Source organism: Dactylosporangium sp. NPDC000555, from assembly GCF_040300025.1.
Lineage (GTDB): Bacteria > Actinomycetota > Actinomycetes > Mycobacteriales > Micromonosporaceae > Dactylosporangium.
In genome coordinates this window covers 1-19,825 of sequence record NZ_JBEPDB010000035.1, presented here as the reverse complement: position 1 = coordinate 19,825, position 19,825 = coordinate 1, and the positions used below count along the sequence as shown (strand labels likewise).

The 19,825-nt window shown below is 71.0% G+C and carries 17 protein-coding genes and 1 pseudogene; 11 read left to right on the top strand and 7 right to left on the bottom strand.

The window, feature by feature from the left end:
• Positions 1 to 31: 31 nt before the first annotated feature.
• The 4 genes from ABT297_RS21530 to ABT297_RS21515 all read left to right on the top strand — a co-directional run bounded on the left by ABT297_RS21530 (position 32) and on the right by ABT297_RS21515 (position 3,673).
• On the top strand, positions 32 to 664 hold the full coding sequence (locus tag ABT297_RS21530; protein WP_350552293.1) for a PadR family transcriptional regulator: 633 nt from the start codon (positions 32 to 34) through the stop codon (positions 662 to 664).
• Positions 665 to 744: 80 nt separating this feature from the next.
• A complete protein-coding gene (locus ABT297_RS21525) occupies positions 745 to 1,698 on the top strand; it encodes an ATP-binding cassette domain-containing protein (protein WP_350552291.1) in 954 nt (317 codons plus the stop codon).
• A gap of 3 nt (positions 1,699 to 1,701) precedes the next feature.
• Positions 1,702 to 2,457 carry an ABC transporter permease gene (locus tag ABT297_RS21520; protein ID WP_350552288.1) on the top strand — a complete coding sequence of 252 codons (756 nt, stop codon included), beginning with the start codon at positions 1,702 to 1,704 and terminating at the stop codon, positions 2,455 to 2,457.
• Positions 2,458 to 2,515: 58 nt separating this feature from the next.
• Complete coding sequence (locus tag ABT297_RS21515; RefSeq protein ID WP_350552285.1) at positions 2,516 to 3,673, top strand: MFS transporter; 1,158 nt, start codon at positions 2,516 to 2,518, stop codon at positions 3,671 to 3,673.
• Positions 3,674 to 3,943: 270 nt separating this feature from the next.
• On the opposite strand, the gene ABT297_RS21510 is transcribed toward ABT297_RS21515, so the two are convergent.
• A complete protein-coding gene (locus ABT297_RS21510; protein ID WP_350552282.1) occupies positions 3,944 to 4,603 on the bottom strand; it encodes an O-methyltransferase in 660 nt (219 codons plus the stop codon).
• On the bottom strand, positions 4,600 to 5,211 hold the full coding sequence (locus tag ABT297_RS21505; RefSeq protein ID WP_350552279.1) for a Maf family protein: 612 nt from the start codon (positions 5,209 to 5,211) through the stop codon (positions 4,600 to 4,602). The genes ABT297_RS21510 and ABT297_RS21505 overlap by 4 nt, the downstream gene beginning before the upstream one ends.
• A 38-nt stretch (positions 5,212 to 5,249) precedes the next feature.
• Here ABT297_RS21505 and mscL point away from each other — a divergent pair.
• Positions 5,250 to 5,531, top strand: a pseudogene (mscL, locus tag ABT297_RS21500) (large conductance mechanosensitive channel protein MscL); the annotation flags it as partial.
• A gap of 190 nt (positions 5,532 to 5,721) precedes the next feature.
• On the opposite strand, the gene ABT297_RS21495 reads toward mscL, so the two are convergent.
• Complete coding sequence (locus ABT297_RS21495; RefSeq protein ID WP_350552440.1) at positions 5,722 to 5,856, bottom strand: hypothetical protein; 135 nt, start codon at positions 5,854 to 5,856, stop codon at positions 5,722 to 5,724.
• A 228-nt stretch (positions 5,857 to 6,084) separates the two neighbouring features.
• On the opposite strand from ABT297_RS21495, the gene ABT297_RS21490 reads away from it, so the two are divergent.
• Complete coding sequence (locus ABT297_RS21490; protein ID WP_350552276.1) at positions 6,085 to 8,229, top strand: prealbumin-like fold domain-containing protein; 2,145 nt, start codon at positions 6,085 to 6,087, stop codon at positions 8,227 to 8,229.
• 61 nt (positions 8,230 to 8,290) lie between these two features.
• Complete coding sequence (locus ABT297_RS21485) at positions 8,291 to 10,090, top strand: serine/threonine-protein kinase (protein WP_350552273.1); 1,800 nt, start codon at positions 8,291 to 8,293, stop codon at positions 10,088 to 10,090.
• Positions 10,091 to 10,124: 34 nt separating this feature from the next.
• On the opposite strand, the gene ABT297_RS21480 is transcribed toward ABT297_RS21485, so the two are convergent.
• Entirely contained in the window at positions 10,125 to 11,720 is a 1,596-nt protein-coding gene (locus ABT297_RS21480) for an acyl-CoA carboxylase subunit beta (RefSeq protein WP_502885610.1), read from the bottom strand.
• 34 nt (positions 11,721 to 11,754) lie between these two features.
• On the opposite strand from ABT297_RS21480, the gene ABT297_RS21475 reads away from it, so the two are divergent.
• A complete protein-coding gene (locus tag ABT297_RS21475) occupies positions 11,755 to 12,654 on the top strand; it encodes a biotin--[acetyl-CoA-carboxylase] ligase (protein WP_350552435.1) in 900 nt (299 codons plus the stop codon).
• A gap of 44 nt (positions 12,655 to 12,698) precedes the next feature.
• Here the strand turns inward: ABT297_RS21475 and ABT297_RS21470 are convergent, their stop codons facing one another.
• Positions 12,699 to 14,714, bottom strand: a complete 2,016-nt coding sequence (locus ABT297_RS21470) for a hypothetical protein (protein WP_350552270.1) — start codon at positions 14,712 to 14,714, stop codon at positions 12,699 to 12,701.
• 257 nt (positions 14,715 to 14,971) lie between these two features.
• Here ABT297_RS21470 and ABT297_RS21465 point away from each other — a divergent pair, with 257 nt between their 5' ends.
• Positions 14,972 to 15,511 carry a PH domain-containing protein gene (locus ABT297_RS21465; RefSeq protein ID WP_350552267.1) on the top strand — a complete coding sequence of 180 codons (540 nt, stop codon included), beginning with the start codon at positions 14,972 to 14,974 and terminating at the stop codon, positions 15,509 to 15,511.
• Here the strand turns inward: ABT297_RS21465 and ABT297_RS21460 are convergent.
• Both ABT297_RS21460 and ABT297_RS21455 read right to left on the bottom strand, forming a co-directional pair.
• Positions 15,498 to 16,172, bottom strand: a complete 675-nt coding sequence (locus ABT297_RS21460; RefSeq protein ID WP_350552264.1) for a GtrA family protein — start codon at positions 16,170 to 16,172, stop codon at positions 15,498 to 15,500. The genes ABT297_RS21465 and ABT297_RS21460 overlap by 14 nt on opposite strands.
• Positions 16,173 to 16,233: 61 nt before the next feature.
• The gene (locus ABT297_RS21455; RefSeq protein WP_350552261.1) at positions 16,234 to 16,719 is read right to left on the bottom strand and encodes a GtrA family protein; all 486 of its coding nucleotides are present in this window, start codon (positions 16,717 to 16,719) and stop codon (positions 16,234 to 16,236) included.
• Positions 16,720 to 16,974: 255 nt separating this feature from the next.
• Between ABT297_RS21455 and ABT297_RS21450 the strand changes: the two genes are divergently transcribed.
• Both ABT297_RS21450 and ABT297_RS21445 read left to right on the top strand, forming a co-directional pair.
• Entirely contained in the window at positions 16,975 to 18,801 is a 1,827-nt protein-coding gene (locus ABT297_RS21450) for a phosphoenolpyruvate carboxykinase (GTP) (protein WP_350552258.1), read from the top strand.
• A gap of 129 nt (positions 18,802 to 18,930) precedes the next feature.
• On the top strand, positions 18,931 to 19,701 hold the full coding sequence (locus ABT297_RS21445; RefSeq protein WP_350552255.1) for an isoprenyl transferase: 771 nt from the start codon (positions 18,931 to 18,933) through the stop codon (positions 19,699 to 19,701).
• The last annotated feature ends 124 nt before the right edge of the window (positions 19,702 to 19,825 follow it).

The window sequence follows — 19,825 nt, the reverse complement described above, 5'->3', positions numbered from 1 at the left end:
GTTAGTCAAGTTTTCCTATTACGCTTGTATCGTGTCCACAACGCGCCTGATGATCCTCGGCCTCGTGTCGTACCTCCAGCCGGTCCACGGATACGACATCCGCAAGGAGCTGGCCAGTTGGAAAGTCGAGAGCTGGGCCAACGTCCAGCCGGGGTCGATCTACCACGCCCTGCGCAAGATGACCGAGGAGGGCCTGCTCGAGGAGGTCTCGACGGAGCAGGTCAACAACCGACCGGCCCGCACCGTCTACCGGCTCACCGCGTCGGGCGCGGCGGAGTATCAGGCGCTGCTGCGCAAGTACTGGTGGGAGTACCAGGAGCCGCAGGACCCGTTCCTGGCCGCGCTCGCGTTCCTCCCGCACCTGCCGCGCGCGGAGGCGATCGGTGCCCTGCGCGCCCGGGCCCGGCTGCTCGAGGACTGGAACGCGACCTATCGCGACAATGTCGAGGAGTGGAGCAAGTACAAGCCGCCGCACGTCGGCTGGCAGTTCGAGCTCACCATGCTGCGCTGCGAGGCGGAGGCCCGCTGGTGCCACGACATCGCCGCGCGCATCGAGGCCGGCGAGGGCATGCACGTCAACGAGCAGCCGGACGGGCCGACGGCCGAGGAGTGGCGCAAGGCGATCCGGGCCGAGTACGGCGAGCCCGCCGACGAAGACGAGTAGTACGCGACATATTAAAACTTGACCCGCAAAATTATATCGCGTTATGGTCTCCCTGCGAACACACAGACAGGGAGACCGACATGATCGAGACGAGGGGGCTGCGGAAGTCGTTCCGCTCCCGCGCCGGTCGCGAGGCGAAGGTCGTCGAGGCCGTCCGGGGCGTCGACCTCTCCGTCAAAGAGGGGGAGATCTTCGGGTTTCTCGGGCCGAACGGCGCCGGCAAGACCACCACGCTGCGCATGCTCGCCACCCTCATCACCCCTGACGGCGGTGAGGCCCGCATCGCCGGCGCCGACCTGCTCAAGGATCCGGGCGAGGTGCGGCGGCGGATCGGCTACGTCGCGCAGGGTGGCAGCACCTGGGACGAGAGCACCGCGCGCGAGGAGCTGGTCCTCCAGGCGCGCTACTACGGCATCTCGAAGTCCGAGGCGAAGCGCCGAGCGGCGAAGGCGCTCGATGCGTTCCAGCTCACCGAATACGCGGACCGCCGCTGCAAGACGTATTCGGGCGGCCAGCGCCGACGCGTCGACATCGCGCTCGGCATCATCCACGAGCCGAGGATCGTCTTCCTCGACGAGCCGACCACCGGGCTCGACCCGCAGAGCCGCGCCCACATGTGGGACGAGGTGCGCCGCCTGCGCGACGAGGGCATGACGGTCTTCATCACCACGCACTACCTCGACGAGGCCGACGCGCTCTGCGACCGCATCGCGATCATGGACCACGGCGAGATCGTCACCGAGGGGACCGTTGACGCGCTCAAGCGCGAGATCGCCGGCGACGTGGTCACGGTCGGCGTGAACGGCAGCTCGGAGATCGCCGCCGGGCTGCTGACCAACCAGGACTACGTGCGCAAGATCGAGCACGTCGAGGGCCGGCTGCGCCTCTACGTCACCGACGGCGCCACCGCCATCCCGCACGTCCTGCGGCTGCTCGACCACGCCGGCGTGACGCTCGGCGAGTTGGAGCTGCACCGTCCGAGCCTCGACGACGTGTTCCTCACCAAGACCGGCCGTTCCCTGAGGGAGAGCTGAACGTTGAAATTCCTCCGCGACACCTGGCTGGTCTTCCAGCGGCAGATGCAGCTGATGCTGCGCAACCCGGTCTGGCTGATCGTCGGGGTCATCCAGCCGCTGTTCTACCTGCTGCTCTTCGCCCCGCTGCTCAAGCCGGCCCTGGGCGTGAGCTCCAACGCCGACGCGTACAAGCTCTTCGTCCCCGGCCTGCTCGTGCTGCTGGCGATGTTCGGCTCGCTGTTCACCGGCTTCGGCCTGATCGCCGAGCTGCGGGCCGGCGTGATCGAGCGTAGCCGGGTCACCCCGGTCAGCCGGTTCGCCCTGCTGGTCGGCCGGTCGCTGCGCGACGTCGTGTCGCTGCTCTTCCAGGCCCTGCTCATCGTGGCCATCGCGGTCGGGTTCGGCCTCAAGGTCAACGCGCTGGACATGCTCGGCGCGTTCGCGCTGATGGCCGTGATCTCGCTGATGCTGTCCGCGTTCTCGTATGCGATCTCGCTCAGGCTGCGCAGCGAGGACGCCCTCGCCCCGCTGCTCAACACGATCTCGCAGCCCCTGCTGCTGACGGCCGGCATCCTGCTGCCGCTGACCTACGCGCCGAACTGGCTGAAGACCGCCGCCAACTGGAACCCGTTCTCATGGGCCGTCGACGGGGTGCGCGCGCTCTTCGACGGCAACCCGGGCGCGGACTCGGTATGGCAGGCCGCGGTGGTCATCGGCGGGCTGACGGTCGTCACCGTCATCTGGGCCTCCCGGGCCTTCGCCAAGGGCGTCCGGTAACGACCGTCACGGTCACGGTCCCTTCCCGTGCGGGGAGGGGCCGTGGCAGCGTGTGGCGGTGCCACGCCTCGTCCGAGACCGCCTGACATGGGTCATGTACCTCCAACTGGCCCTGTGGGTCTACTTTCTCTACGGCTTCGGGCCGGTCGCCCCGCTGCTGCGCGACGAGTTGCAGATCAGCCGCACGCTGGCCGGCCTGCACGGCACGGCCTTCGCCGCGGGCGGGATCATCGGCGGGCTCGTGCTGCCCGCGCTGACCCGCCGCCTGGGCCGCAACCGCCTCATCTGGTCGGGCCTGAGCTGCATCTGCGCCGGCGCCGTCGGCATGTACGTCGCGCACCACCTCGCGCTGACCCTGACCTTCGCCACGCTGGCCAGCCTCGGCGCCGCGATGGCGGTCAACGCCATCAACGCCGCGCTCACCGATCACCACGGCCCCGCCGCGCCCGCCGCGATCAGCGAGGCCAACGCCGTCGCGGCGGTCTTCGGGCTGGTCGCGCCGCTCGCGGTCGGCGCCACCTATGCCGCGGGCTGGGGCTGGCGCCTCGGGCTCGCCCTGGTCGTGCTGCCGGTGGCGCTGATCGCCGTGTACGCGCGGGCGAAGGCGGTACGCCCGCCGGAGCCCGCCGGCTTCGGGCAGCCGCACGCCGGCCACCGGCCGCTGCCGGGAACCTTCTGGTTGGCGATGACGAGCCTCTTCGCCACCGGTTCGATCGAGGTATGCCTGACGCTGTGGAGCAGCGACGTCCTGCGCGACCGCGTCCACGTCTCGGCCGGCGTGGCCACGGCCGCGGTGTCCGCCCTCATCGCCGGCATGGTCCTCGGGCGCCTCGTCGGCGGCCGGCTGCTGCTGGTGTTCCGCCCCACCCGGATGCTGCTGGCCGCCCTGGCCGTCAACCTGGCCGGCTTCGCCGTCTTCTGGTCGGTGACGGTCCCGTGGCTCGCCGTGGCCGGGCTGTTCGTGTGCGGCGCGGGCATGGGCCTGCACTACCCGCTCGGCATCGGCCTGGCCCTGGCCTACTCCGACGGCCAGCCCGACCTGGCGGCGGCGCGCGCGTCCTTCGCGGTGGGCATCGCCTTCGGGGTGGCGCCGTTCGCCCTGGGTGCCCTGGCCGACCGCGTCGGCCCGCACCCGGCGTTCCTGCTGGTGCCGCTGTTCCTCGCGGTGTCGGCGCTGGCGGTCGCCCGGCTGGATCGCGTCACGCGGCCGGCCTGACGGCTCTTGGCACCGCGGACCCGGCAGGGCCGGGGCCGCCCTTGAGGCAGGCCCCGGCCCGTTGTCTAGCGGGAGTAACGGTCCGCAGGTGACGCGGACCCGAGTCCTAGCGTCTGTTTCATGACTGGGGTGGGAGCGAGGCGGAGTCCAGATTTCGTCTGGTGTTGGCCCGCGGGAGCCGGGTTGCCGGTGTTGTAGCCGGGCTTGCGTGGGACGCCGTCAGACGGAATCTGGGCCCGCCGCAGCCCCGCCTCAGTCATGAAACAGGCGCTAAAGCCGGCGCGCGATCGTGAGCCCGTCGGCGATCGGGAGCAGCACGGACTCCACGCGGGGGTCTTCGAGCACGCGCTGGTTGAACTCGACCATCGCGACCGTGCTCACGTCGGACGGCGAGGGGTCGACGATCTGGCCGTGCCGGAGCACGTTGTCGACCAGGATCAGGCCGCCCGGGCGCATGCGCGGCACGAGGTGCTCCCAGTAGCCGAGGTAGCCGGTCTTGTCGGCGTCGATGAACGCCAGGTCCAGGTGCGGCTCCAGCGGTAGCGCGCCGAGCGCCTCCGCGGCCGGGCCCAGGCGCAGCTCGATGCGGTCGGTCAGGCCGGCCCGGGCCCAGTACCGCCGCGCGATGCTCGTGAACTCGTCGGACACGTCGAAGCAGGTCAGCCGGCCGCCATCGGCCAGGCCGCGGGCGATCGCGATGGACGACAGGCCGGTGAACGTGCCGATCTCCACGGCCCGCCGGGCGCCGAGGATGCGCGTCAGCAGGGTCATGAAGGCCGCCTGCTCGGGGGCGATCTGCATGATCGCGTGCTCGGGCAACACCCGCGTCGTCTCCGCGATGAGGTCCCGCACGAGCTCGTCGGGCTCGCTGCCGTTGGCCACCACGTAGTCGTGCAGCGATTCGGTCAGCGTCAGCGTCTTATTCGTCATGGCTCCATCCTGCCCCGCGTCCACAGGGATGTGATCGGCACTCCGAGCCGGGCCAGCAGCAGCCGCAGCGTCGGCACCGACAGGCCGACGACGTTCGTGTGATCGCCCTCGAGGCCCCGCACGAACGCGCCGCCGAGGCCGTCGATGGTGAACGCGCCGGCCACGTCGAGCGGCTCGCCCGAGGCCACGTACGCGGCGATCTCGTCGTCGTCGGGCTCGGCGAAGTGCACGGTGGTGGCCACGACCTCCTCCGCCGTCGCGCCGGTCGCGGCGTCGACCAGGCAGTGGCCGGTGTGCAGCACGCCGGAGCGCCCCCGCATCGCCTTCCAGCGGGCGGTCGCCTCGGCGGCCGAGGCCGGCTTGCCCAGGATCTCCCCGTCGAAGGCGAGCACCGAGTCGCAGCCGAGGACGAGCGCGTCGTCGCTGGTGAGGGACGCGACGACCGCGCGGGCCTTCAGAGCGGCGAGCGTCCCGGCGAGCGTGGCCGCGTCGTCGGCCGCCACGACGGACTCGTCGACGCCGCTGACGACGACCTTCGGCTCGATGCCGGCGTGGGTGAGCAGCCGCCGCCGGGCGGGGCTCGCAGAGGCGAGAATGAACGTCTTCACGCGATGGAAGATTAGCGAATGCTCCGTACCATCGACGCGTGCGGAAGCTCTGGGGGGAGTTCAAGGCGATCGCGGTCGGGGGCTCGGTCCTCGATCTCGCGCTCGGGTTCATCATCGGCACGGCGTTCGCGACGCTCGTCCAGTCGTTCGTGACCAACCTGTTCCTACAGGCCATCGCCGCCGTCGTCGCCGAGCCGGACTTCAAGGATCTGAACGTCACGATCCACAGGACGCCCATCCGGTACGGCATGTTCCTCAACGACCTGCTGCAGTTCCTGCTGCTCGCCATCGGCCTGTTCGTGGTCATCAAGCTGATGACGCTGATCGGCGTCGAGCGGGGACGGTCGCTGGAGGTGCGCAGCTGCCCCTACTGCCTCGACCGCATCCCCTCGGGCGCGCTGACCTGCCGCTCCTGCGGTCAGCAGCTGGTCGCCGACCTGCCGTCGCCGGAGGAGGCCGAGCGGCTGCAGCTGGAGCGGGAGGCGCGGCGCTGGCCGACGCTGCCGCCGATCACGATCCCGCGATGGCGCCCCACCGGCGTCGCCGACCCGGACGAGCGCTCTCCATCCACCGCGAGCGCGGACGCGCGCCGGGAAGCGACCCGGCCGGAGGACTAGCGGGCGCGAGGCTGAACAGCGCGCCCACGATCGCCGCGACCTCATCGGCGGTCGGGGTGCCGCGCACCACGCTGAACAGCGGCTCCTCGGTCACGAAACCCTCCCGCACTTGTTCGCGAAACGTTGTCGTCCTGCGAGCATACGCACACCCCGCGGCGCATACTCGAACGGAACGGGAGTCGATGGCGAATTAGGGGGCGCATTGACGAACGTCCGGTTTGGCCGAATATGCGCGCTGATATCGATAATCTTCGCTGTGGCGGTCCTCGCTACCGCCGACCCGGCGTCGGCGCGGGAGGGCGAGCAGCCCGCCTCCGTCTCCGCCTCGCTGCGCTACGAGGTCACGTTCGCGGCCCGGGTCTGCGACGACTACCAGAGCATCATGGGCAACCGCGTCCGTGACGACCACGCCGAGAGCGCGGCGCCGACCGGGCGCGACAGCGTGTACAAGGACGGCGACGAGGTCGACCCGGCCGTCGAGGCGGCCAACACCGGCGGGTGCGCGCCGCTGAACGGCTGGCAGTTCTCCCTCGGCGGCGGGCACCAGAAGAAGGGCGCCCTGTCGACCGTCACCACCCCCGCGATCGGCTCGGGGCCGACCGCCGCCGGCGCGCAGCTGCTCGACCGCACCGGCCAGAAGACCGGCAGGACCATCGACGGCGCCGTCACCGTCGTGCTCACCGACGAGCAGGCCAAGGCCGCCGCCCGCCGCCAGCTGTGGGCGCAGGGCGGCAGCCCCGGCGACCCGCTGCTCACCGGGCAGTCCGGCGCGGCCGGGCAGGGTTTCGGCGCCCTGCGCTGCGCGCTGGACGGGCACTCCGGCGGCAACGTGCAATGGATCGGCTTCCCCAGCGGCGCGCGGCACGTGTTCTGCTTCGCGTACTACGTCAAGGCCGCCCCCGCCACGGGCACCCTGGTCGTGCGGGCGCGCACCACGAGGTCGCCGGGCTATCCGCAGCGGTTCGCCTTCGACGCGAGCCCCAGCTACACCCCCGACAAGCGGGTCACGATCGACAACGACACCGACGCGACGTTCGTGCGCAGCTCCGGCGGCCGGCCCGGCACGATCGTCTCCCGCACCCCGGCCGGCTGGACCCTCGCCGACCTCGGCTGCGCCAAGAGCGGCGCCGGGCGCAGCCTCGCCACCACCGACGTGCCGACCGGCCAGGCCACCGTCACGCCGGCCCCCGGCGAGATCGTCACGTGCACGTTCACCTATACGCCGCCGCCCTCGCCGCCCGGGCTGACCCTCCGGCTGTACTCCGACAGCCCCGGCGGCGCCTTCGGGCTCTCCGTAGCCGACCCGTCCGGCGGCACCCCGCGGCAGCTCAGCGCCGCGCCGCCGGGAGACGGCTCGGCGGCGGTCGCGGCCAGCGCCGATCTCGGCGCGCTGCCGCCCGGCGCCTACCCGGTGACGCTCACCACGCCGGCCGGCGAGGCCGCGCTGTGGAGCCTGGCCGGCGTGGGCTGCGGCGACCAGGAGCTCAAGCCCGACGGGATGGCCGTGACGGTGAACGTGACCACCGACGCGCCCACCGACTGCGCCCTGCGGGTCAGCCGCAAGGCCGGCTCGCTCGAGCTGCGCGGGGTCACCGTCGGCGGCACCGGCGCCGCCTCCTTCGCCGTCACGCCGCGCGCTCAGGGCGTGGCCGGCTGGTCCGGCATCGCGACCACCACCGCGCTCGGCGCCGCCGCGGTAGCGCAGGGCGACGTGCCGCAGTCGCTGCCGTTCGGCGAATACCTGGTCACCCCGGTCCCGCCCATCTCCACCATGGACGGCAGGTGGCGGCTGAGCTCATTCGCGTGCGACCCGGGGGAGTCACCGGACACGCCGAATCCGGGCGCGGGCGTTGTAGCCCTGGCCGCCGCGAACACCGCCGCCAAATGCACGGCCACGTACATCTTCGAGCCCGCCCGGCGACTGCAGGTGACGGTCCGCTTCGCCGGCAACGTCGACGGCCGGGCCGGCCCAGTGGTGCTCGACGTGGACTGCGCGGACGGCTCGGCCGGCCGGGCGGTGCTCGGCGAGGACGACAACAGTGAGGCCTCGCTGCCCGCCCCGCTGGGCTTCCTGAGCCCGACGAGCTGCACGATCCAGCGGCCCGAGGTGCCGGCGACCAAGGGTGCCGACGTCTCGATCGCCGCGACCGTGGCCCCCAACCCCGGCAGCGCCCTGCTCGCGATCCCCGGCGTGGTCCAGGTCGGGGCCGACAACGCGGCCGACGCCGACGAGTACACGGTCATCGTCACGGTCACGTTCGACACCGGCGAGGCCGCCCCGGCGCGGCAGAAGGTCCTCGATACGTTCCAGGTCGTCCCGGTCGCCCTGATCGGGGCCGGTCTGATCGGAATCGGCCTGGTCATCCTATTGATCATGGTCCTTCGGTCGCGTGCGGACTGACCCCTGATCTTCACCACGACCGGGTTTTCCGGGGTGCGCGGGTTCGGTAACTTTCTTGGTGATGACGCGGCCCAAGGCTCTGATCGCCGAGCGATACCGACTGATCGAGTCGCTCGGCGCCGGTGGCATGGGCCGGGTGTGGCTGGCCCGCGACGAGGTGCTGCGCCGCGACGTGGCCATCAAGGAGGTCATCCCTCCGGAGGGCCTGACCCTGGACGAGCGCGACGAGCTGCGGATGCGCACCCTGCGCGAGGCGCGCGCGGCGGCCCGGCTCAACGACGCCAACGTCGTGCGGATCTACGACGTCGTGCACACCGAGCAGGCGCCGTGGATCGTCATGGAGTATGTCCCGTCGCGCTCGTTGCACCAGGTGATCACCGAGGATGGGCCGCTGCCGCCGGAACGGGTCGTCCAGATCGGCCTCGCCGTGCTCGCCGCGCTCAAGGCCGCGCACGGGGCCGGGGTGCTGCATCGCGACGTCAAGCCCGGCAACGTCCTGCTCGCCGACACCGGACGGGTCGTGCTGACCGACTTCGGGCTGGCCGTGTTCGAGGGCGGCGACAGCGCCGTCACGCGGCCCGGGCTGATCCTCGGTTCGCCGCAGTACATTTCCCCGGAGCGGGCCCGGGAGGGCACCTCCGGACCGGAGTCTGACATGTGGTCGCTGGGCGCCACGCTGTACGCCGCGGTCGAGGGCCGGTCGCCGTATGCGCGCTCGACGACGTACGCCACGCTGACCGCCCTGGCCACCGAGGAGCCCGACCCACCCACTCGCGCCGGCGTGCTCAAGCCCGTGCTCGGCGCGCTGCTGCGCAAGGATCCGCGGACCCGCGCGGACGTCGCCGAGACCGAGCGGCTGCTGCAGCGCGCCGCCGCCGGCGAGGGCCGCGGCTGGCCGTGGGGCATGCCGGCGCTGCCCCGCCCGCGCCGCGCTCGCGAGGGCCAGCCGAGCGTGTCACGCGACCCGTCCGGCGGGGCGGGGCGGGAGGCCGCCGCGGTCGAGGCGATCACGCCGGTCTCCGGCGCGTCCGGCGTGTCGTCCGAGCCGATCACCGCGCCGGGCATCACGCACCCGGTCGGGCCGAAAGGCGGCGCCGTGGTGCCGCCGGCCTCGGAGGACTTGCAGCCCGTCGTCGCGCCGAACTCGGCCGACGACGACCTCGACCGCACCGTGCCGCCGCACCAGCGCTGGCGCTGGGTCGCCGCCGGCGTGGCGGTCCTGGCGCTCGTGGTCGCCGCCGCGCTGTATTTCTCCGACTCCGGCGACGGCACCGACGCCCGCCCGCCGCAGGCCACGGGCATCCCGGGCGAGGCGACCCCCGCCGCACCGCCGGCGAGCACGACCCCGTCGCCGGTGGTCGAGGGCTCTCCCAGCGGCTCGGCCATCCAGCTGCCGGAGGGCTACGAGTGGGTGACCGACCCGAAGTTCGGCTGGCGGGTCGGCCTGCCGACAGGCTGGACTCGCACCCCGCACCCGTCGTCGGACTCGATGGTCTACTTCGTGAACAACGCCGATCCGCGGATGCGCGTGGGCTTCGACACGTCGGAGCGCCCGCCGCAGGGCGACCCGAAGCAGGACTGGGAGAAGCAGGAGCGCGACCGGCTGAACAGCCGCATGTATGCGAACTATCAGCGCATCAAGATCGTCGACGTCGACGGCTACCTCGGCACCTGCGCCGACTGGCAATGGTTCTACGACAGCTCCCAGGGCCACATGCACGTGTCCAACCTGGGCTGCCGCATCCGCCCCAACCTGGGCCAGGCGATCTACTGGGAGTGCCCGGCGGACATCTGGAGCTCCCCGCCGGCCCAGCAGATCTACGACATCATCAAGGCCTCGTTCCAGCCCCGCCCGGCATGAGCGACATCGGCGCAGGTACGGCCGTGGAGGGAAGCTACAGCGGGATGTTCCCGTGCTTCTTCGGGGGCAGGGTCTCGCGCTTGGTGCGCAGCAGGCGCAGCGCCCGGACGATCTCGACCCGCGTGGTCGACGGGGGAATGACGCCGTCGACGTAACCGCGCTCGGCCGCTATGTACGGGTTGGCCAGCGTGTCCTCGTACTTCTGGATCAACTCCGCGCGCCGGGCGGCCGGGTCCTCGGACTCGCGCAGCTCCTGGCGGTAGAGGATGTTGACCGCGCCCTGGGCGCCCATCACCGCGATCTGCGCCGTCGGCCAGGCGAAGTTGAGGTCGGCGCCGAGGTGCTTGGAGCCCATGACGTCGTACGCGCCGCCGTAGGCCTTGCGGGTGATGACCGTGACCTTCGGTACCGTCGCCTCGGCATAGGCGTAGATCAACTTTGCGCCGCGGCGGATGATGCCGTCCCACTCCTGGCTGGCGCCCGGCAGGAAGCCCGGCACGTCGACGAACGTCAGGATCGGGATGTTGAACGCGTCGCAGGTGCGCACGAACCGGGCCGCCTTCTCCGAGGCGTCGATGTCCAGGCAGCCGGCGAAATGCATCGGCTGGTTGGCCACGACCCCGACCGGGTGGCCCTCGACGCGGCCGAAGCCCACGACGATGTTCTGCGCGAACAGCGGCTGGACCTCGAGGAAGTCCTCGACGATCCCCTCGATGACCGTTTTGATGTCGTACGGCTGGTTCGCCGAGTCCGGGATGACGGAGTCGAGCGCCAGGTCCTCCTCGGTGACCTCCAGCGGCGCCGGGGCGGGCACGACGGGCGCGTCGTCCATGTTGTTGGACGGCAGGTAGGACAGCAATGCGCGCACGTAGTCGATCGCGTCGTCCTCGTCGGCGGCGAGGTAGTGCGCGTTGCCCGACTTGGTGTTGTGCGTGCGCGCCCCGCCGAGCTCCTCGAACTCGATGTCCTCGCCGGTGACGGTCTTGATCACGTCCGGGCCGGTGATGAACATGTGCGAGGTCTTGTCGACCATGACGGTGAAGTCGGTGACGGCGGGGGAGTACACCGCGCCGCCCGCGCACGGGCCCATGATGAGCGAGATCTGCGGGATGACGCCCGAGGCGCGGACGTTGCGGAAGAAGATCTCGCCATACAGGCCCAGGGAGACGACGCCCTCCTGGATCCGCGCGCCGCCGGAGTCGTTGATGCCGATGACGGGGCAGCCGATCTTCATCGCGAGGTCCATGACCTTGACGATCTTCTCGCCGAAGACCTCGCCGAGGCTGCCGCCGAAGACGGTGAAGTCCTGCGCGAACACGCACACCTGGCGGCCGTCGACGGTGCCGTAGCCGGTGACGACGCCGTCACCGTACGGCCGGGTCTCCTCCAGGCCGAAGCTCGTGGACCGGTGCCGGGCCAGCTCGTCGAGCTCGACGAACGAGCCGGGGTCGAGCAGCAGGTCGATGCGCTCGCGGGCGGTCTTCTTGCCGCGCGCATGCTGCTTCTCCACGGCGCGGGCCGAGCCCGCGTGGACCGCCTCCTCGGTGCGGCGCACGAGATCCGCGAGTTTTCCGCCCGTCGTGTGGATGTCAGCGCCGACACCAGACTGCTCAATGGTCACGCTCGGCATCGTAATCGGGCCGACATAGGGTCGACCTGTGAACATTTCCACCGGCGCCTACTCGGACGCCGCTTATTCGGATCTGAACCGCCCACCGCTGCACCAGGCCGCGCTGCGCCGCGCGCTGGTCGTCCCCGGCGGATTCTGGACGGATCTGCGCATCGTCGACGAGACCGGCTCGACCAACGCCGATGTCGCGGCCGCGGCCCGCGACGGCGCGCCCGAGGGCCTGGTGATCGTCGCCGAGCGGCAGAACGCCGGCCGAGGCCGCCTGGGCCGGCAGTGGCAGTCCCCGGCCCGCGCCGGCCTGTCGCTGAGCCTGCTGCTGCGCCCGCAGGTGCCGCCGACCCGGCTCGGGTGGCTGCCGCTGCTGGCCGGGGTCGCGCTGGCCGAGGCCGTCCGCCGGGTGGCCCGCGTCGATGCCTACCTGAAGTGGCCCAACGACCTGCTGCTGCCGGGCGCCCGGTCCGGGTCGCCCACGCAAAGCCAGCGAGCCGGACTGGGCGTAGACCTGAAGACCGCCGGCATCCTCGCCGAGGCGGCCGGCGACGGCGCGGTGGTCATCGGCATCGGGCTCAACGTGACGCTGCGCGAGGACGAGCTGCCCCGCCCGGACGCCACCTCGCTCGCGCTCGGCGGGGCGGCCGGCACCGACCGGGATCCGCTGCTGCGGGCGCTGCTGCGCGCGACCGCGGACTGGTACGCGCGCTTCACCGAGCACGGTGGCGACCCGGAGGCGTCGGGGCTGCGCGAGGCGTACGTCTTCCACTGCGGCACGGTCGGTCGCCGCGTGCGCGTCGAGCTGCCCGGCGGCGAGGAACTGGAGGGCCTGGCCACGGGCGTCGACGGCGACGGCCGGCTTCAGGTCGCCGACCGGCTCGGCGCCGTGCACGCGGTCGCCGCCGGAGACGTCGTGCACGCCAGATTGGACCCGCTCCAATAGATCACCACGATAGTGGGAGTGGCGGCCAGGGTCTAAGGCCTGTTTCATGACTCGGATGTGGTGCCCGGGTTATGAAACAGTCCGGGGTGTGCGCCTCGTCGTTCCGGTGTGGTCACGCACGGTGGTGTGGTGCGTGGCTCGTCCGGGGTTGTCGGGGGCACCGGCCGACGGGTGCCGTTTGGTGGCTTGGTGTCGGCTCGTACCGGTAGTTCGCCGAGCACGCCGGCGCCAGCCATCCTGGCCGTGGGGCCTGGGGAGTTGGTGCTGCGCTGCGGTCGCCGCGGCCGGGCACCGTTGTGGGTGCTGGTCGGGGCGGGGTTTCCGGTTGACTCGGACAGGGCTCCTTGCAGCCCTTGGTTGATCGCGTCGACGCCGTAGGTGTCGAGGGTGGCTCGTGCGGCGGGCCAGTCGATGCGGGCCGTACTCGGGGTGCCGGGGTCGGTGAGGACGGTGTGCGCGCCGAGGAGAGCGGCGACGAGGTCGCGGTCTGCCGTGAGCGCGCAGTTGGGGCAGTGGTGGCGGCGCTGGTGTAGGTGTTTGAGGACGCGGGTGCCGCACAGGCAGTGCTGGGTCCAGGCGGTGTGCCGGGTCCCGGCCCGTACCAGCCCGTTGCCGCGGCCGAGCGCGGCGACCTGACGGGTCTCGTATCGGAGGGCGGTGATGAGCATGCCGGGGGTGAAGGCGTGGATGCCGCGGCCCCACCGCCGCGCCCACGACCGCAGGTCGCCGTCCTCGACGACCAGGTTCGCGCCGTGCGTGGCGACAATTCCGGCCGCGATCTGCCGGGCGCGGGTGCGGCCGGCCTGGGTGCGGGCGGCGCCGTCGGCTGCGGCGCGGCCGCGCAGCCGGTGGTAGGTGGCGGACAGGGTGTCGCGCCGGTACGCCTGAACGGGGATGCCGGCAGTGTTGGCCTGTCGCGGTCCGCCCGGCACGCCGACCTGCACCGGGGGGAGCCCCGCTGCCGCCCGGCGTTCGGCGCGGCGGGCCTGACGTGGTGAGAGCCGGTACTGGGTGGGGTTGGTGGCGTGGCGGGAGCGTTGCAGAGCGCGGTTGCGCCGCCGCTGCCGCAGGCGTTCGGCGGCCAGCCGGGCATCATCCGTGCCAGTGCGGGCGACCCGGGTCGCCCGCAGACCGTCCGCCAGAGCGTCCGCCTGGACCGGGCCGGGGGCGGTGGGGATGGACACTATCGCGAGGTTGGACACGTTGACGTCCACCCCGCCGCGCCGGCGCAGGGTTGCGGCGGCCTCCCGGCGGGCCGCCACCGGTGGGGAGGTGTGGCCGGGGCCGAGGATCATCAGGTGCGCTTCGTACCGCCAGCCCCCGGGTGTGCCTGGATCGCGGTAGCGGACCAGATCGACCTTGTGCCACCGCTGCGGATCGGTGAGGTAGTGCTCCAGCACTGGGCGGCGGCCCGGGCCCTGCGGCAGCCGGACCGGCAGCACCAGATCACCCCGGCCGGTGCCGGTCAGCACGACCGCGAACGCCCCGTCATGCTCCCACCACGACCGGACCGCCCGCCCACCCGCCACCGGCGCCACTGCGGGCATCCGCCGCGGCTGGCGCAACCGCCCACCACGGCTGAAGGCCGTGTCGTGGCCGGCCAGGGTGCCGACCAGCCGGAACGTCTCCCACTTCCGCGCGGTGGTGTGGGAGCGGGCCCGGCCCGCGATCCGGCCGAACCCCCACCAGCCGCCGACCTTCGGCCGGCCGTGCCGGCAGCCGGCCGCGTCGGGGAACAGGTGCCGGTCCACCGCCGTCCACACCCCATCCGCAATATGCATGGCCAGGGCCTTGGTCAGATACCGCCGCAGATGCGGAGCACGATCCAAATGCCGGTAAGCGGCGTGTTTCAGGCCGGTACGGGACAGCCCCAGCCGGTCACGGACCGCGGCTGCCCCGGCGGTGCCGCGTTCACGGTGGGCGGCCCAGTAGGCGTCTACCCGGGAACGGGCATCACGCTGAACGGCCCGGCGCATCGCGAACGCCGCCGCGAACACCCGCTCCACATGCCGGCGCACCCGCGGATCGTGGACATCCAACGCCAGCCGGAATACCGACACCGGACCATCCCACCGCCACGGCGCTGTCTTGTTCCGGCCCCGCCGCCGCGCACCCGACATCCCCGTCACACCAACCATATAGCCACACGGCCACAACCGTTACCTCGCGGCCATCGACCACCCACAACACGGACCCGACCACAACACGCAACGACCGACGAAACGGCGCCGACCACCATGTTCCAGCCGAGCCTGGACCGACCAATGAAACAGGCCGTAGCCTCACCCCCGACATTCATGAATGAGGAGGGGTTGGCGTGGGGTTCCCGGAAAGCGTCCTGACCAAGGACGAGCAGGTGGTGCTGCACCTGCACCCCCACTGGAAGGCGCTGTTCCTGCCGGTGATCTGGGCCGTCCTGGCGGTGGGCGCGATCGCGGCGGCGGCGTTCTTCACCGAGTGGAACACGATCGTGCTGCTGATCCTGGCCGGCGTGGCGTTCGTGGTCCTGCTGGTGGTCACCATGTGGCCGTGGATCAAGTGGCGGACCACGCACTATGTCTTCACCAACGAGCGAGTGATAATGCGCAGCGGCGTCTTCTCGCGCACCGGCCGGGACATCCCGCTGGGCCGCATCAACGACGTGTCGTTCTCGCACTCGCTCTTCGAGCGCATGCTCGGCTGCGGCACGCTGACGATCGAGTCGGCCGGTGAGCGGGGTCAGGTGCAGCTGATCGACCTGCCGCGCGTCGAGAAGACGCAGAGCACGCTGTACGAGCTGGTCGACGAGGACCGGCAGAGGCACACCTTCGGCGACGACGACCGCGAGGCGCTTGTCAAGGAGATCAAGACCGAGTGACCCTTGTCGCGGACCCCCGCCTCGGGCGTTTCGCGGCGGGGGTTTCCGCCTTCTCGGCCGGCTGGCGGGGCGTGGGCGGCGTGGCCGCCGCGTCGGAGAACGCCGCCTCGAGCTGCTCCATCTGCCGCGCGTCCGGTGCGATCGTGGCGGTGTCGGAGAAGGCCACCTCGAGGGCCTCGACCTCGCGTTCCTTGGTGGTGGGCGCCGGGGTGGCCGCGGTGAAGACGAACGTGCGGTACGCCCAGAAGCGGAAGATCATGGCAAGCCCGATGCCAACCGCGTTGGCGATGTTGAAGGCCAGCCGGTCGCCCGGGTTGGACTCGCTGAAGTGCAGCCCGTACTTGGCCACGGCCAGGATGGCCTCCTGGATGAACAGGCCGACCGCGTTGAGCGCGAAGAACAGCACATATTCGCGGCGCACGCCGCCACGGTCCCGGTCCTGGTAGGTCCACTGCCGGTTCAACACATAGGAGACGGTCGTCGCGACGATCGCGGCTATGACCTTGGCCTTCAGCGGACCGATGAACAGCAGGGCGTTGACCAGAGCGAAGTCGATGATCGTGTTGACTCCACCGACGGTCCCGAACTTGAACAGTTCGGTTGCGAGAGAGCGATGCCGCTCAGGGATGTAACGGTCGCGAAGACTGCTGGCGAAGCGCACTCGCCAACCCTACGGTAAGCGACCAAGCGCCGCGCTCTGCTGCCGGTGAGTGCAAGCGAGGTCACCCGGCGTTTTCACCCACGGGCGCCACCGCCGCCTTGCGGAACACGATCTGCCGGTAGGACCAGAACCGGAACGCGGTGCCCAGGACCAGCCCGATTCCGTTCTTCGACAGGTTGTCGGCCAGGCGCGAGGTGAGCCCGAGCCCGTAGTGGCTTACCCACAGGCAGGTGAGCGCGATGAGCAGTCCGCCGAGGTTGAAGAGGAAATACAAAGCGTATTCGCGGCGCAGATCCGTGCGCGCCCGGTCACGCCATGTCCAGAAACGGTTGCCGATGAATGCCACCGTCGCCGCGACCGTCATCGAGACCGCGCCGGCGACGAGCGAGTTGATGTGGCCGATCAGCAGGTTGAACCCGACGGTGTCCACGACGAACGAGATGGCGCCGATCGTGCCGAACTTGCCGGCCTCGCGGACCAGGCCCGCGAATCGCTCGAACAGGCGCGCGGGTAGTGACGGCCGCGGCGCCGACCTCAGGTTCGTCACCCCGACAGGGTAGGTCACCGGATGGTTTGCGCAATGGTGCGCGCTGGACGAAAAGTTCGCGCGAGTTTCTGCGAACGGCCGCGAACTTCTCCGGGGTTTGTGCAGCTTTTCACAAGCTCTCGCGGTGCCGGGCCTGGTCGATCGGCTTAGGCTGAGACAAATCGGTTGGATTTCACGACGCGCTCGCCCCATCGCGCGCCGCGCTGTCGCGCACCTTCCGACGCTGGGTCAACGCCGACCACGAGGAGTCTTCGCATGTCTGCCCCGGTTACTGTGCCAGGCTTAGATCAGGCGCCGACCGCCCATCCCCGGCTGCTCGCCTGGGTTCGCGAGGTCGCCGAACTCACCAGACCCGAGCGGGTGGTCTGGTGTGACGGCTCCGAGCAGGAGTGGCGCCGTATGACCGACGAACTGGTGGACAGCGGGGCCCTGGTCCGCCTGGCCGCACGCCCGAACTCGTTCTGGGCCCGCACCGACCCGTCGGACGTGGCCCGGGTCGAGGAGCGCACGTTCATCTGCTCGGTCGACGAGGCCGACGCCGGGCCGACCAACAACTGGATGGCGCCGGACGAGATGAAGCGGCGCATGACCGCGCTGTACGACGGCTGTATGCGTGGCCGCACGATGTACGTCATCCCGTTCTGCATGGGCCCGCTGACCGCCGAGCAGCCGATGTTCGGCGTCGAGCTCACCGACTCGCCGTACGTGGTCGCGTCGATGCGGATCATGACCCGGATGGGCACCACGGTCCTCGAGCGCATGGGCACCGACGCGCCGTTCGTGCCGTGCCTGCACTCAGTCGGGGCGCCGCTGTCGCCGGGCGACGAAGACGTGGCGTGGCCGTGCAGCGACACGAAGTACATCTCCCACTTCCCCGAGACCCGCGAGATCTGGAGTTTCGGATCCGGTTACGGCGGCAACTCGCTGCTCGGCAAGAAGTGCTACTCGCTGCGTATCGCGAGCGTCATGGGGCGCGACGAGGGCTGGCTCGCGGAGCACATGCTCATCCTGAAGCTCACCTCGCCGGCGGGCGTGGTCAGGTACGTGGCCGCGGCGTTCCCGAGCGCGTGCGGCAAGACCAACCTGGCGATGCTGGAGCCCACGGTGCCGGGCTGGAAGGTCGAGACGCTCGGCGACGACATCGCCTGGATGCGCTTCGGTCAGGACGGCCGCCTTTACGCGGTCAACCCCGAGTTCGGCCTGTTCGGCGTCGCGCCGGGCACCGACTGGAAGACCAACCCCAACGCGATGCGCACGCTCGCCCGGGGCAACTCGATCTTCACCAACGTGGCGCTCACCGATGACGGCGACATCTGGTGGGAGGGCATGGGCGAGCCGCCCGCGCACCTGACCGACTGGCACGGAGCCGACTGGACGCCGGAGTCCGGCGAACTGTCGTCGCACCCGAACTCGCGCTTCTGCACGCCGATTGAGCAGTGCCCGATCCTGGCCGCGGAGTACGACGACCCGCGGGGCGTGCCGATCGACGCGATCCTCTTCGGCGGGCGCCGCAAGACGACGATTCCGCTGGTCACCGAGGCGCGCGACTGGGTGCACGGCGTCTACCTGGGCGCGACGCTGTCCAGCGAGACCACTGCCGCCGCGGTCGGCCAGGTCGGCGTCGTGCGCCGGGATCCGATGGCCATGCTGCCGTTCATCGGATACCACGCGGGCGACTACTTCGCCCACTGGATCGAGATGGGCAAGGGCGCCGGCGGCGACGCCTCCAGGCTCCCGCGGATCTTCTACGTGAACTGGTTCCGCCGCGGCGAGGACGGCCGGTTCCTCTGGCCCGGGTTCGGTGAGAACTCCCGGGTGCTCAAGTGGATCGTCGAGCGGATCGAGGGCACCGCCGAGGCCGTGGAGACCCCGATCGGGGCGGTGCCGGCGCCCGGCTCGCTCGACGTGGCGGGCCTCGACATCTCCGCGGAGGACCTGGCCGCGGTACTGCGGGTCGACCCCGCCGAGTGGCGCGAGGAAGTGCCCCAGATCACGGCGTGGTTCGAGAAGTTCGGCGAGAAGTTGCCCGGTGTTCTCTGGGCCGAGCTCGATGCGCTCCGTGCTCGCCTCGGCGCCGCGTAACTTCCCATAACCGCAGGTAGGCGGCCGGTCCCTCGGGAGACCGGCCGCCGCCGCGTTTACAGAAACGGTACTGTCCGGTCCCCGGCTAGCGGTGTTGTTTCACCCGGTAGGTCGCTAGTCTTCTCTGCCGTGGGTCTGCGTCACGTGGTTTATTCGCTGTACGAGAAGCGTCTCGCCCGGAGGCTGCACGGCAAGCCGAAGCCGCACCACGTCGGGGTGATCGTCGACGGCAACCGCCGGTGGGCGCGCGAGATGGGGTATGTCGATCCCAACGACGGCCATCGCGTCGGCGCCGAGCGGATCAAGGAGCTGCTGCGCTGGTGCGACGGTGCCGGGGTCAAGCACGTCACGCTCTGGCTGCTCTCCACCGACAACCTCTCCCGCCCGGCGCAGGAGCTCGACCCGCTGCTGCGCATCATCGAGAATCTCGCCGCCGACCTGGCCGACGAGCGCAACCCGTGGGAGCTTCGCATCGTCGGCGCGCTCGACCTGCTGCCGAGCTCCAGCGCCCAGGCCCTCAAGGCGGCCCAGGAGAAGACGGTCGATCGCACCGGCGGCGCCCAGGTCAGCCTCGCCGTGGGTTACGGCGGCCGCCGCGAGATCGCCGACGCGGTCCGCTCGCTGCTGCATGAGCACGCCAAGGCCGGCACGACGATCGAGGAGCTCGCCGAGATCCTGGACGTCGACCACATCTCCGACCACCTGTACACGCGCGGCCTGCCCGACCCGGACCTGGTCATCCGCACCTCGGGCGAGCAGCGCCTGTCGGGCTTCCTGCTCTGGCAGAGCGCCCACTCGGAGTTCTACTTCTGCGACGTGCACTGGCCGAGCTTCCGCCGCACCGACTTCCTTCGCGCGCTGCGCTCGTACGCGAACCGCCAGCGCCGCTACGGGGCCTGAGACCGCCCGACCCCCTTCGATACAGGCCTCTAGATGATTGATGCCTTGAAGATTCGGGCGTGTGTCGCTGCTGGGTAGATGCGGGGAGGGTGTCCAAGATCGGCGTTGCTGACCCAGCCGCCGA

Coding starts and splice junctions, on each gene's coding strand:
- ABT297_RS21525 (WP_350552291.1), top strand. CDS start 745: ATGATCGAGACGAGGGGGCTGCGGAAGTCGTTCCGCTCCCGCGCCGGT.
- ABT297_RS21510 (WP_350552282.1), bottom strand. CDS start 4,603: ATGACGAATAAGACGCTGACGCTGACCGAATCGCTGCACGACTACGTG.
- ABT297_RS21485 (WP_350552273.1), top strand. CDS start 8,291: ATGACGCGGCCCAAGGCTCTGATCGCCGAGCGATACCGACTGATCGAG.
- ABT297_RS21480 (WP_502885610.1), bottom strand. CDS start 11,720: ATGCCGAGCGTGACCATTGAGCAGTCTGGTGTCGGCGCTGACATCCAC.
- ABT297_RS21450 (WP_350552258.1), top strand. CDS start 16,975: ATGTCTGCCCCGGTTACTGTGCCAGGCTTAGATCAGGCGCCGACCGCC.